Source organism: Lysinibacillus sp. Ag94, from assembly GCF_023242215.1.
Classification (GTDB): domain Bacteria; phylum Bacillota; class Bacilli; order Bacillales_A; family Planococcaceae; genus Lysinibacillus.
In genome coordinates this window covers 3,781,487-3,793,932 of the sequence record NZ_CP096780.1, presented here as the reverse complement: position 1 = coordinate 3,793,932, position 12,446 = coordinate 3,781,487, and the positions used below count along the sequence as shown (strand labels likewise).

Below are 12,446 nucleotides of genomic sequence, written 5' to 3'. Positions count from 1 at the left end.
TTCCCGATAAATCACAAAAGTGTTCCGATATAAAAAAACACAGCCTCAACATGAGGATGTGTCTGTTATCACAAAATAAACTGGTATGTGATGATGGCGATAAAAATGCCGGTTAATGCCCCGAAAAATACCTCACTCCGTTTGTGGCCTAGCAATGTTTTTAGCTCTTCCATTTTTTCTTGCCCATCCATTTGCGGCCATTTTTTTAAATCATGAAGTAAAGTTTGAAAGTCTTTACGTAGTTGATTTAATACAGCTGCATGCTGACCTGCCTGAAAGCGTACTCCACTCGCATCATACATGACGATAAATGAAAACATAGCGGCTACGGCAAAAATGGGGGAATCTAATCCTGTTTCATAGGCAATAGATGTTGTTAGTCCTGTTACGGAAGCGGAGTGGGAGCTAGGCATTCCTCCGGTGGAAGTAAATAATCCCCAGTTAATCTTTCTTGTCATAAAAAAATGAATAGGGATTTTTACAAACTGTGCAAAGAGAACTGCAAAAAGGGCAACGAGTAAAGGGGTATTTTGAAGTAAACTCATAATCATCACAACCTTCACTTATAATTACTTTTATTATAACATTCATTATTTTCTAAAAGCTAAATATAACGCGTTTTCTGAAACTTAGGTATAATAGAAATAGTGAATGGAGGAATTTAACATGCATATTGTAAAAGAAGCAAAAACATTTGAAACGATTTCTACTGAAGTGCTAGTAGTGGGAGTCACTAGACATCGTGAGCAAATGCAAGATTGGGCAAGCTTTTCGTCCTTTTATGGAGAATCTCTTGATATGTTGATTAGTGAAGGGGATGTATCTACTGAGCTTAAAAAAATGACGAAATTGCCATTCTTAAAAGACCATGCAGCTCTTAAACGTATTTTATTCGTTGGTTTGGATGAGCGTAAAAATTTAACTGAAGGTGATATTCGTGTAGCATTTGGCTTGCTTGGCAAGGAACTAAGAGCTTTAAAGGTTAAAGAATATTCGATTTGGCTTGAGTCGTTTACGACAGAGTCGATTACTGTAACAGATGTTGCCTTTTTAGCCGGTGAAGGAACAGGTCTTGGATATTATTCAATTCCTCATTACAAAACAACATCAAATGAAGTAGAGAAACGTATTGACGCTGTTCACCTTGTAACTACTGCTAATGATTTAGATGAAGTGGTGGCAAGCTTTGAGGTTGGTGCTATTTATGCAAATGCAGTAAATGAAGCACGTAGTTTAATTAATTTACCACCAAACTTACTGACAGCGACAGACTTAGCCAATTACGCAGAGTCCCTTGCAGTCGAGTACAATTTTGAAGTGGAAATTTTAGATAAAGCACAATTAGAGGAGCTTGGAATGGGCGGTATTTTATGTGTCAATCAAGGCTCCCATGAAGAACCTCGTTTAATCACATTAAAATATAAAGCGACTGAAGATTTTGATGATCCAATTGGTCTTGTCGGCAAAGGGGTTACGTATGATACAGGTGGCTATTCCTTAAAGCCAAAAGATGCAATGGTAGGCATGAAGGGAGATATGGGCGGCGCGGCAGCCGTGCTAGGTGCCATGAAAATCATTGGTGAATTACGCCCTAATAAAAATGTTGTAGCAGTTATTGGTTCTACCGATAATATGGTATCTGGCACAGCATTTAAGCCAGATGATGTCATTACGACATATAGCGGTAAAACGGTAGAAGTTTTAAATACCGACGCGGAAGGACGTTTAGTTTTAGCAGACGCTACAACATATGCTAAACAACAAGGAGCTACTGCCCTGATCGATGTGGCAACGTTAACAGGCGGAGTAATTACAGCACTTGGTATGGATAAAACAGGTGCCCTTTCTAATGATGATGAATTCTTTGCTGCTTTCATGGAAGCTGCACAGGAAACTGATGAATTTGTGTGGCGCATGCCTTTAACAGAAAATGATAAAAAACGAATTCGTAAATCAGACGTCGCTGATTTAAATAACTCTCCTGGTCGTGATGGGCACATGATCTTTGGAGGAGGCTTCGTTGGGGAGTTCGTTGGTGATACACCATGGATTCACTTAGATATTGCGGGAACGTCAGATGCGATTGCTGTACATGACTTAGGCCCAAAAGGTGGTACAGGCGTAATGGTACGTACACTAGCAAATTTTGTGCAACGTTTGGGAGAAGAAAAATAGGATAGGCAATAGACATGTGATAAATGCATCCTCTTACATAAAATAGAATAAAAAAAGGGAGGAAGCTTATGACATTCTTCGGAGGTTTTCCAGGAGGCTTTATGCCAGTAGGTGGGCCGTTTTTCCGACCGCCATTTTTCGGGCCGCCATTTTTCGGGCCGCCATTTTTCGGACCACCATTTTTCGGACCACCATTTTTCGGGCCACCGTTTTTCAGACCACCGTTTTTCAGACCAGGTCCATTTAGAGGTCCTCGTAGATTTTAATTCAAACAACATAGATCTCAAAAAAACCAGATGTCAGCAAGTGACACCTGGTTTTTTTCTTTAACCTCTTTTAGCAAGTGTTAAGTAGCGAAAGAGAAGTGACAGGTACAGAAGTCTTTCACTTCTATAGGTGGTGAGTTGAATGCGGTTTTAAGTCACTTTTCAGCGGGTGTCAAAAACATCGGCTGACATATAGGAACTCTAAGAACGCTGCGTCCTGTGGTAACGACCGAGTGACCAACATCATGTTGTTGCTGTCGCTTCGCTTTCGCACAGAAAGCATCTACAGGCCTAAGCACAAAGCCGATTTTGGACGCAATTATGCAGAGGCATAATTGATTAAGTAAAATTTAATAAAAATCATTTTTTAGGCACTAAATAATGTATTGACAGAATATACTATATTATTTATTATTCTTATTATATTACTAAGAATTAAATACGTAGCTGACTAGAAAACTAGAGGCTCTTATTATTCACAGGCATTGCTTCGCCTATGGATAATTTGAGTCTCTTTTTTCTATCTCAAGCAAGGAAAAGAGGGAGTGAAATCAAATGGGAAAAGTTTTTATAGTGGGCGCAGGTCCTGGCGACGTGGATCTTATCACGGTAAAAGGATTACGGTGTATCGAATGTGCTGATGTCATCCTGTATGACAGACTCATCAATAAGAATTTACTATCCTATGCTAAACGAGAGGCTCAGCTTATCTTTTGTGGTAAGCTGCCTCAACGCCACGCTATGATCCAAGAGCAAATTAATCAATCACTTGTTAGCTATGCACAGCAAGGATTGATTGTAACAAGATTAAAGGGAGGCGACCCATTCGTTTTTGGAAGGGGAGCTGAGGAAGCAGAGGTGCTTGCTCAGCATAATATTCAATTTGAAATTGTGCCCGGCATTACTTCTGGGATAGCAGCGCCTGCTTATGCTGGGATTCCTGTTACACATCGTGACTTAAGCTCAAGTTTTGCAGTGGTCACTGGGCATATGAGAGAGGGCAAGGATGATACTATTCAATGGGAAAGTCTAGCAAAAGGAATCGATACGATTGCTATATATATGGGGGTCGGTAACCTTCCCTATATCCGTCAACAGCTACTCAAGTATGGGCGTGATAAAGAAACACCGATAGCACTTATCCATTGGGGTACATTTTCACAACAAAAAACAGTTACAGGAACTTTAGCTAATATTGAAGAAATTGTACAGCGTGAAAATATCCAAAATCCAAGCATAATTGTAGTAGGTAAAGTTGTTACTTTGAGGGAAACAATTCAATGGTTTGAGCAAAATATTCCGCAGCCACATTTAGCGGAAGCTACTGTGTAAGGATGTGGGTTCATGCAAGCTATTTTATATGTCGCTCATGGAAGTAGAGTAAAGGCAGGCGTGGAGCAAGCAAAAATTTTCCTTAAGGGTGTACAACAGGACATTGAAATACCGATTCAAGAAATTTGTTTTTTAGAGCTTGCGACGCCGACAATTGCAGATGGGATAGCAAGCTGTATTAACAGAGGGGCTACAGCTATAGCGGTCGTGCCTATTTTATTGCTTGCTGCTCAGCATGCAAAGCACGATATTCCAAGTGAGATTGATAAAGCAAAAAAACAGCATCCACAAGTGCGATTTACATACGGTGAACCACTTGGTGTCCATGAATTATTAATTGATACACTACAAACTAGAATTTTAGAAGCAAAGTACCCTACTAACGATGCAAGTGTTTTACTTATAGGTCGTGGGAGTAGTGATCCTGCAGTAAAGAGTGATTTAGAAAAAATTGCAACAAGATTGCGTGATAAATATGCCTATGAAGCAGTAGACACATGTTTTTTATATGGAGTGGGTCCTACATTTGAAGATTGGATACAACAAGAAAAGAATAAGATCCATCCAGTGTTTATAGTGCCGTATTTGTTATTTACCGGGATTTTGCGCCAAAGTATAGCAAGGCAATTACAAGAGTATGAGAATAAGAACGTTATTTTATGTGAAAGTTTAGGCTATGACGACAATGTAAGGGAAGTTTTAGTGGAACGTATTTGTCAATTATTAAAAATTACTAAGGAAGGTGTTTTGTAATGGTAGATAAAAGGACCGAAAATGTAAATCTAGCATTAGATAATGTCCGCCAAATTTTAAATACTGTAAACCACGGATCGATTACATTGATTGTGCAAAATTCCTATGTGGTTCAAATTGAAAAGAAGGAAAAAATACGACTTCGATGATAAATCATCCGCAAATGACCTTGAAAATAGTTGTGAAATACAACCAAAATCAAACAAATAATCAAGATTAGAAATTGATACTAAAACGTGAGGTGGCAAGATTGAAACTACAAGTAGTTAATAGTCCATTTAATGAGGAGCAGGTAAAGCTGTTAAATGAGCTGCTTCCTAAACTAACAGGAGAACAGAGGATTTGGTTAAACGGCTATTTAAGCGCACCACTAGCAACTATTGATTCTGTTGTCGAAGAAGCAACACCGATAGTAAAAACAAGCACCAAGACCGTGACGATTTTATATGGTTCACAAACAGGCAATAGCCAGGGGTTAGCTGAAAAATATGCCTTAGCTTTGAAAGATAACGATGTCGACGTAACCATTTCATCGTTAGCAACGTTTAAGCCAAATAATTTAAAAAAGATAGCGAATCTTTTGCTCATTGTTAGCACGCATGGGGAAGGGGATCCGCCTGATCAAGCGATACAGTTCTACGATTTTTTGCATAGTAAGCGTGCTCCTAATTTAGAGCATCTTCATTATTCTGTATTGGCCTTAGGAGATAGTTCTTATGAATTTTTCTGTAAAACAGGAAAGGATTTTGATGAGCAGCTTGCCAAATTAGGGGCAACTTTAATCGTCCCTCGCACAGATTGTGATGTAGATTATGATGACGCGGCTGCACAATGGTTCTCTGCTGTTCAGCAGATGTTGTTGCAACAGACCGATATAGCTGCTACGACTACACAACATCAGACAGTACAAGGAGGCACTACATATTCCCGTAAAAATCCGTTTTATGCAGAAGTACTTGAAAACATTAATTTAAACGGCCGCGGATCAAATAAAGAAACACGTCATATTGAATTATCCATCGAAGGTGCCAGTTTCCATTTCGAACCAGGAGATAGCATCGGTATTCAACCAGATAATGATAAAAAGCTAGTAGATGCTTTAATCACAGCGTTACAGTTTGATCCACAAACGGAAGTAACCGTCTTCGAAGAAACGCTACCATTAAAGGATGCATTACAAAAAAAGTTAGAAATTACGGTATTATCAAAGCCGTTGTTACAAAAAATTGGTTCCTATACAGTCCATCAGGAATTTGCAAAGCTACTTGAAGACTCTAATTCATGGAAGGACTATGCAAAGGGAAGAGACTTACTTGACGTTGTGCAAGACTTTGCACCATTTATATGGGATGCGCAGCAATTTGTAGATTTACTACGTAAAATTCCAGCACGTCTATATTCTATTGCTAGTAGTCAGAAGGCAAATAGTGAAGAAGTACATTTAACAGTTGGAAAAGTAAGCTATGAGACGAATGGACGACAACGTCTTGGTGTTTGCTCTGGAAGTGTAGCGGAACGTATTCAAATTGGAGATACACTACCGATTTATGTTCATAAAAATCCGAACTTTAGACTACCAGAGCATAAGGATACACCGATTATTATGATTGGTGCTGGCACAGGTGTAGCCCCGTATCGTGCATTTTTGGAGGAGCGTGAGGAATTAGGGATCGAAGGAAAAGCGTGGCTAATTTTAGGTGATCAACATTTTGTCACAGACTTCCTTTATCAAACGGATTGGCAGCGTTGGCTTGCTTCAGGCACGCTCAGTCAAATGCATGTCGCCTTTTCCCGTGATACAGATAGAAAAATATATGTTCAACATAAAATCGAGGAAAATGCTGTCGCCTTTTATGAATGGCTAGAGCAAGGAGCAGTCATTTATGTCTGTGGCGATAAAAAATCGATGGCTGCTGATGTTGATGCAACAATACTTCGCGTTATTGAACAACAGGGACAAAAAACGCCAGAGGAAGCTAAAGCCTTTGTTCAAGAGTTAAAACGGCAGAAACGCTATCAACGTGACGTTTATTAACTTCTTTCGGCAAATGTTTTATGTAGCGAAAGCGAAGCGGCAGCTACAATTATGCCAGGCATAATTGATTAAAGGAGCGATAACAAATGACAGGAAAAATAATTTTACCCCCACAACCAGGGAAGCCTAGTGATGTAGAACGTATTAAAACCGACAGTAATTATCTACGCGGAACATTAGAGCGTACGATGAACAATCCATTAAGCTCAGGTATTCCAGAGGATGATAATCGTCTAATGAAGTTCCATGGTAGTTATTTACAAGATGACCGAGATCTTCGAAATGAACGTCAGCGTCAAAAGCTTGAGCCTGCCTATCAATTTATGGTGCGTGTACGTACACCGGGCGGAGCAGCTACTCCAGCACAATGGCTAGTAATGGATGAAATGGCGAGAAAGTATGGTAACGGCTCCTTAAAATTAACAACACGTCAGGCATTCCAAGTGCATGGCATTTTAAAATGGAACGTCAAAAAATATATGCAGGAAATTAATGAGGTGTTATTAGATTCTCTTGCTGCCTGCGGAGATGTGAACCGTAATGTCATGTGTAATGTAAATCCCAATCAATCCGCATTACATGAGGAAGTCTATAATTGGTCTGTAAAATTAAGTGAGCATTTATTACCTAGAACAAAGGCTTACCATGAACTATGGCTAGATGGTGAAAAGGTAGTTGACACTCAGGATGAAGAAATTGAACCTATATACGGTGCGCAATATTTGCCACGTAAATTTAAAATAGGTATAGCTGTTCCACCAAGTAATGATGTGGACGTATTCTCACAAGATATAGGGTTAATTGCAATTGTTGAGGAGGGTAAGCTAATAGGCTTTAACGTAGCAGTTGGCGGAGGGATGGGCATGACACATGGCGATCATGAAACATACCCACAGCTTGCACGTATAATAGGCTTTATACCACCTGATAAACTATTGGAAACGGCGGAGAAAATTATTACGATTCAGCGTGATTATGGAAATCGTTCGGTGCGTAAAAATGCACGTTTTAAATATACAATTGACGCTAGAGGACTTGAATGGTTTAACGAAGAACTAACACGTCGTCTAGGCTGGGGTTTTCAGGAGGCGCGTCCATTTACCTTTCATCGTACAGGTGATGAGTTTGGCTGGGTTAAAGGTGCAGGAGGCCAATGGCATTATACATTATTTATTCAAAATGGTCGTATTAAGGACTTTGAAAATTATGAACTACTAACAGGATTACGAGAAATTGCGAAGGTGCATACGGGTGATTTCCGCTTAACGCCAAACCAAAATTTAATGATTAGTAATGTAACGCCGCAAAAGAAGAAAAAAATCGCTGCCATTATTGAGCAATACAAGCTTACAGATGGTGCACACTATTCTGCCTTGCGTCGTAATTCGATTGCTTGCGTATCGTTACCAACATGTGGTTTAGCGATGGCAGAAGCAGAGCGTTATTTGCCTTCCCTTATTACAAAAATTGAAACAATCATCGATGAAGCAGGCTTACATGATACAGAAATTGTTATTCGTATGTCAGGCTGTCCGAATGGTTGTTCTCGCGCAGCAATGGGTGAAATTGGCTTTATCGGTAAAGGTCCAGGGAAATATAATATGTATTTAGGCGCAAGCTTTACTGGTGATCGTCTTAATAAAATATACCGTGAAAATATAGGTGAGGAGGAAATATTGACGGAGCTTCGTCCAATCCTTCTACACTATGCAAAGGAACGTCAAGAGGGTGAGCATTTCGGTGATTTTGTTATACGTACGGGTTATGTAACAGCTGTTTACGACGGACGAGATTTTCATCATAAATAAAATAATAGCCATGTAGCAAAGAAATTTGCTACATGGCTTTTTTAAATGGAAAAGTCCTCTGGGATAAAAACTTTTAATTGCTTTGGTTTGACAAATACATGGTCACCAACCTTAAGCTGAAGATTAGTAAATTGCTCCTTAGTCAGTTCTGCCTCTAAAAATTCATCTATATCTTCACGACGCAGCTCAATCTGCACGATAGGTCCAAGCAAATGAATATGGCTAACTTTGACGGGGACGGTGCCAGATTTGTTAGTTTTCTCAATATGAATATCATGAGGACGTACATAGCCTACTGCATGACCCTCTGGATGTTCTAGGACGCCAGGTACATCAATCGCAAATTCACCATGCAGGAGCATACCATTTTGTAACCGTCCTTTAAAGAGATTTACATTACCTAAAAAATCATACACGAAAGGACTCTTTGGGTTTGTGTATACGTCGTCTGGACTTCCAATTTGCTCTATCTTGCCGTTGTTCATTACGACAATTCGGTCTGCAACATCAAGGGCCTCTTCCTGATCGTGTGTGACAAAAATGCTTGTAATATGAAAATCATCGTGAAGCTTTCGAAGCCAACGACGCAATTCCTTGCGCACTTTAGCATCCAGTGCTCCAAAAGGTTCATCTAATAGCAGCACCTTGGGCTCCACTGCGAGAGCTCTAGCAAGCGCAACACGCTGACATTGTCCACCTGAAAGCTGAGTTGGGTAACGATCAGAAAAATTATCTAGTTTGACGAGTCGTAGAAGCTCCATCACTTTGCTCTTAATTTCTAATTTAGACGGTCTTGTTTTACGGGGGCGTACTTTAAGACCGTAAGCGACATTGTCAAAAACTGTCATGTGGCGAAAAAGGGCATAATGCTGGAATACAAAGCCTACATTTCGCTCCTTTGGATGGCGATCTATCATCGATTGACCATCAAATAAAATCTCGCCAACATCTGACGTTTCAAGTCCAGCAATAACGCGTAGTAAGGAAGTTTTGCCAGAACCGGAAGGGCCGAGAAGGGCAACCAGTTCCCCTGATTGAATATGAAGTGAAACATCTTCTAAAGCTTGAAAGGAACCGAATTTTTTAGATACATTGTTAATTTGAATGCTCATACTGACAATACCTCCTTTAAACGGATTTTGATTTCCAAGCAATAATATCTTTAACGATAAGTGTCATAATGGCGATCACACTCATCAGTGAAGCAACGGCGAAGGCTGCTGCAAATTGGTATTCATTATATAAAATTTCAATATGAAGGGGCATTGTATTTGTCATTCCTCGAATATGCCCTGATACGACAGAAACGGCACCAAATTCACCAATTGCCCGAGCATTACATAGTATAAGCCCGTACAATAAGCCCCATTTGATATTTGGCAATGTCACATGCCAAAATGTTTTAAAACCATTGGCACCAAGTGAAATGGACGCCTCCTCCTCAGAAGTGCCTTGTGCTTGCATAAGAGGAATAAGCTCCCGTGCAACAAAAGGCAACGTAACAAAGACAGTAGCAAGGATAATACCAGGTAGCGCAAAAACAATTTTAATGTCATGGTCAAATAGCCAATCCCCAAATAGTCCCTGTGAGCCAAATAACAAAATAAATACTAAACCTGCAATAACAGGAGATACTGCAAAAGGGAGATCGACGATTGTCAGTAATAGATTTTTTCCTTTAAAATTGAACTTTGTTAAAGCCCAAGCAGCCATAACGCCAAAGATTGCGTTTAATGGTACTGCAATCGCAACGACAGTTAAAGTTAATTTTATAGCTGCCATTGCATCTGGGTGTGTGATAGCTGCTACATATACGTCTACCCCTTTTTGAAAGGCAGTAAAAAAAATTGATACTAGTGGGAGTACAATGAAAAATGCTAAAAAAGCTAGCGCAATAAAAGTTAGCGTATATCGGACAAAGCGAGGCTCTTGTAAGGCAGCGGACTTTGTCACTGCATTATTTTTTGCAGGAGCAACTTGCTGTATAAATGTAGACTGTTCCATAAATACCTCCTAATGTACAAAGCGACGATTTACCAGCCATTGTATTAAATTAATGCTAAATAGTAGGATGAAGGAAGTGACAAGCATTACTACTGCAATAGCGGTTGCACCAGCATAGTCATATTGCTCGAGCTTAGTCATAATAATTAATGGCGTAATTTCAGTCTTCATCGGCATATTGCCGGCGATAAAAACAACAGAACCGTACTCTCCTAATGCACGTGCAAATGCTAATGAAAAACCTGTTAAAATGGCAGGAGCAAGCTCTGGAAAAATAACTTTACGAAAGGTTTGTAAACGAGTTGCTCCAAGACTTGCAGAGGCTTCCTCAACCTCGGTACTAATATTTTGTAAAACAGGCTGCACAGTACGGACGACAAATGGTAGCCCGATAAATGTAAGGGCAATGATAATGCCGAGTGGCGTATAGGCAATTTTAAAATTAAAAAATTGACCAATCCAACCATTTGGGGCATAGAGTGACGTTAAGGCAATTCCTGCCACAGCAGTTGGCAAAGCAAAGGGTAAATCGACAAGTCCATCAATGATTCGTTTAAATGGAAAGTGATAGCGCACAAGCACCCAAGCTATGATAGTGCCAAAAATAACATTTAGTAAACCAGCAGTGAACGCTGTACTAAAGCTTACCTTATAGGAAGCAGTAGCACGAGGAGCGGTCACTATATCAACAAACTCTACCCAGCTTAAGGACATTGTATGAATAAAAATCATAGATAGTGGCAATAAGACTAGCAAGCTAACATATAACATAGTGTAGCCAAGTGAAAGGTGGAAACCTGGAATAATGCGGCGTGTCGTTTTATTTACAGTTACAATACTCATAACATGCCTCCTTATTGAGGTACATAAATTTCATCGAATGTACCACCGTCTTTAAAATGCTTCGCTTGTGCTTCTGCCCAACCACCAAAATCATCAATTGAAACGAGTTCAAGTTTTGGAAATTGCTCTTGATATTTTGCTAGAATTTTTTCATTTCGTGGTCGATAGTAATTTTTTGCAGCAATTTCTTGACCCCGTTCACTATATAAATACTTTAAATAAGCCTCTGCTACTTCACGTGTGCCTTTTTTATCAACGATTTTGTCAACGATTGCGACAGGTGGCTCGGCTAAAATACTTAAAGAAGGTGTAATGATATCAAACTCGTCACCCAATTCATTGAGCGATAAATGTGCTTCATTTTCCCATGCTATTAAGACGTCACCAATTTTACGTTCAACAAATGTTGTTGTCGCACCGCGTGCACCAGAATCTAGTACTTCTACATTGCTATAGAGAGCTTTCATAAATTCCTTTATTTTTGCCTCATCATTTTTATATAATTTCCCTGCATAGGCCCAAGCGGCTAAATAATTCCAACGTGCACCACCAGATGTTTTAGGATTTGGTGTGATGACAGATACATCATCTTTAATTAAATCATTCCAGTCTTTAATACCCTTTGGATTGCCTTTACGTACTAAAAAGGCAATAGTCGATGTATAAGGTGTTGAGTTATTTTCAAATTCTGTTTGCCAATCTTTATTTAATAGGCCTCGAGCTTGCGCAATCTCATCAATATCGTAAGCTAGTGCTAGCGTAACAACATCTGCCTCTAGACCATCAATTACAGCTCGCCCCTGTTTACCAGAGCCTCCATGTGATTGTTTTATCGTTACATCTTGACCGGTTTCATCCTTCCATTTTTTTATAAAATCTTTGTTGAATTCCTCATAAAGCTCACGTGTTGGATCATAGGATACATTTAATAGTTCTACAGGTTTTTTGGATTCCTGAGCCCCTGTATTCTTCTCTGAAGAGCTACTGCCGCAACCGGTTAATAGTAGAGCTAATGTAGATAAAAGTGCTAACGATTGGAGAAAATGTTTCCTTTTTTTCATAAAAAATCGCTCCTTTTTTGTCTAGAGATTACAAAAGGCCATCTACCGGTACGATGTATAATCGTCATAAGTAGATGGCCTTCAGATACTCTGATCAGCATTTTATATTGGTTTGGTTCAAAGCTTAGTTATACATTAAACATATATTTCCTATTAGTCAACAAGGAAT

The 12,446-nt window shown here is 39.5% G+C and carries 12 protein-coding genes; 7 read left to right on the top strand and 5 right to left on the bottom strand.

Features of this window, described 5'->3' with window-relative positions; all coding sequences use genetic code 11:
- Positions 1-68: 68 nt before the first annotated feature.
- The gene (locus MY533_RS17785; protein ID WP_132361740.1) at positions 69-551 is read right to left on the bottom strand and encodes a divergent PAP2 family protein; all 483 of its coding nucleotides are present in this window, start codon (positions 549-551) and stop codon (positions 69-71) included.
- Between the two features lie 115 nt (positions 552-666).
- Between MY533_RS17785 and MY533_RS17780 the strand changes: the two genes are divergently transcribed.
- The 7 genes from MY533_RS17780 (at position 667) to cysI (ending at position 8,369) form a co-directional block, all read left to right on the top strand.
- Positions 667-2,175, top strand: coding sequence for a leucyl aminopeptidase (locus MY533_RS17780; RefSeq protein ID WP_248716996.1), 1,509 nt, complete (start codon positions 667-669; stop codon positions 2,173-2,175).
- A 68-nt stretch (positions 2,176-2,243) separates the two neighbouring features.
- Positions 2,244-2,441 carry a hypothetical protein gene (locus tag MY533_RS17775; protein ID WP_248716995.1) on the top strand — a complete coding sequence of 66 codons (198 nt, stop codon included), beginning with the start codon at positions 2,244-2,246 and terminating at the stop codon, positions 2,439-2,441.
- Between the two features lie 555 nt (positions 2,442-2,996).
- Positions 2,997-3,773, top strand: coding sequence for a uroporphyrinogen-III C-methyltransferase (gene cobA, locus MY533_RS17770; protein WP_248716994.1), 777 nt, complete (start codon positions 2,997-2,999; stop codon positions 3,771-3,773).
- A gap of 12 nt (positions 3,774-3,785) precedes the next feature.
- Positions 3,786-4,526 (top strand): sirohydrochlorin chelatase, encoded by a 741-nt coding sequence (locus MY533_RS17765; protein WP_248716993.1) that lies wholly within the window; start codon positions 3,786-3,788, stop codon positions 4,524-4,526.
- Positions 4,526-4,675, top strand: a complete 150-nt coding sequence (locus tag MY533_RS17760; protein ID WP_079561519.1) for a YezD family protein — start codon at positions 4,526-4,528, stop codon at positions 4,673-4,675. Before MY533_RS17765 ends, MY533_RS17760 begins: the two co-directional genes overlap by 1 nt.
- A gap of 101 nt (positions 4,676-4,776) precedes the next feature.
- Positions 4,777-6,561 carry an assimilatory sulfite reductase (NADPH) flavoprotein subunit gene (locus MY533_RS17755; protein ID WP_248716992.1) on the top strand — a complete coding sequence of 595 codons (1,785 nt, stop codon included), beginning with the start codon at positions 4,777-4,779 and terminating at the stop codon, positions 6,559-6,561.
- 86 nt (positions 6,562-6,647) lie between these two features.
- Complete coding sequence (gene cysI, locus MY533_RS17750; RefSeq protein ID WP_248716991.1) at positions 6,648-8,369, top strand: assimilatory sulfite reductase (NADPH) hemoprotein subunit; 1,722 nt, start codon at positions 6,648-6,650, stop codon at positions 8,367-8,369.
- A gap of 41 nt (positions 8,370-8,410) precedes the next feature.
- On the opposite strand, the gene MY533_RS17745 is transcribed toward cysI, so the two are convergent.
- The 4 genes from MY533_RS17745 to MY533_RS17730 are packed head-to-tail and all read right to left on the bottom strand — an operon-like array spanning position 8,411 to position 12,277.
- Positions 8,411-9,481: a sulfate/molybdate ABC transporter ATP-binding protein gene (locus tag MY533_RS17745; RefSeq protein WP_248716990.1), complete on the bottom strand. Its 1,071-nt coding sequence runs from the start codon at positions 9,479-9,481 to the stop codon at positions 8,411-8,413.
- A gap of 16 nt (positions 9,482-9,497) precedes the next feature.
- Complete coding sequence (gene cysW / locus MY533_RS17740) at positions 9,498-10,373, bottom strand: sulfate ABC transporter permease subunit CysW (protein WP_248716989.1); 876 nt, start codon at positions 10,371-10,373, stop codon at positions 9,498-9,500.
- Positions 10,374-10,382: 9 nt separating this feature from the next.
- Positions 10,383-11,216, bottom strand: a complete 834-nt coding sequence (cysT, locus tag MY533_RS17735) for a sulfate ABC transporter permease subunit CysT (protein WP_248716988.1) — start codon at positions 11,214-11,216, stop codon at positions 10,383-10,385.
- An 11-nt stretch (positions 11,217-11,227) separates the two neighbouring features.
- Complete coding sequence (locus MY533_RS17730) at positions 11,228-12,277, bottom strand: sulfate ABC transporter substrate-binding protein (protein WP_248716987.1); 1,050 nt, start codon at positions 12,275-12,277, stop codon at positions 11,228-11,230.
- Positions 12,278-12,446 lie beyond the last annotated feature (169 nt).

Excerpts from the sequence above, each read along its gene's own strand:
- MY533_RS17785 (WP_132361740.1), bottom strand. The coding sequence starts at position 551 with ATGATTATGAGTTTACTTCAAAATACCCCTTTACTCGTTGCCCTTTTT.
- MY533_RS17780 (WP_248716996.1), top strand. The coding sequence starts at position 667 with ATGCATATTGTAAAAGAAGCAAAAACATTTGAAACGATTTCTACTGAA.
- MY533_RS17775 (WP_248716995.1), top strand. The coding sequence starts at position 2,244 with ATGACATTCTTCGGAGGTTTTCCAGGAGGCTTTATGCCAGTAGGTGGG.
- cobA (WP_248716994.1), top strand. The coding sequence starts at position 2,997 with ATGGGAAAAGTTTTTATAGTGGGCGCAGGTCCTGGCGACGTGGATCTT.
- MY533_RS17765 (WP_248716993.1), top strand. The coding sequence starts at position 3,786 with ATGCAAGCTATTTTATATGTCGCTCATGGAAGTAGAGTAAAGGCAGGC.
- MY533_RS17760 (WP_079561519.1), top strand. The coding sequence starts at position 4,526 with ATGGTAGATAAAAGGACCGAAAATGTAAATCTAGCATTAGATAATGTC.
- cysI (WP_248716991.1), top strand. The coding sequence starts at position 6,648 with ATGACAGGAAAAATAATTTTACCCCCACAACCAGGGAAGCCTAGTGAT.
- MY533_RS17745 (WP_248716990.1), bottom strand. The coding sequence starts at position 9,481 with ATGAGCATTCAAATTAACAATGTATCTAAAAAATTCGGTTCCTTTCAA.
- cysW (WP_248716989.1), bottom strand. The coding sequence starts at position 10,373 with ATGGAACAGTCTACATTTATACAGCAAGTTGCTCCTGCAAAAAATAAT.
- cysT (WP_248716988.1), bottom strand. The coding sequence starts at position 11,216 with ATGAGTATTGTAACTGTAAATAAAACGACACGCCGCATTATTCCAGGT.
- MY533_RS17730 (WP_248716987.1), bottom strand. The coding sequence starts at position 12,277 with ATGAAAAAAAGGAAACATTTTCTCCAATCGTTAGCACTTTTATCTACA.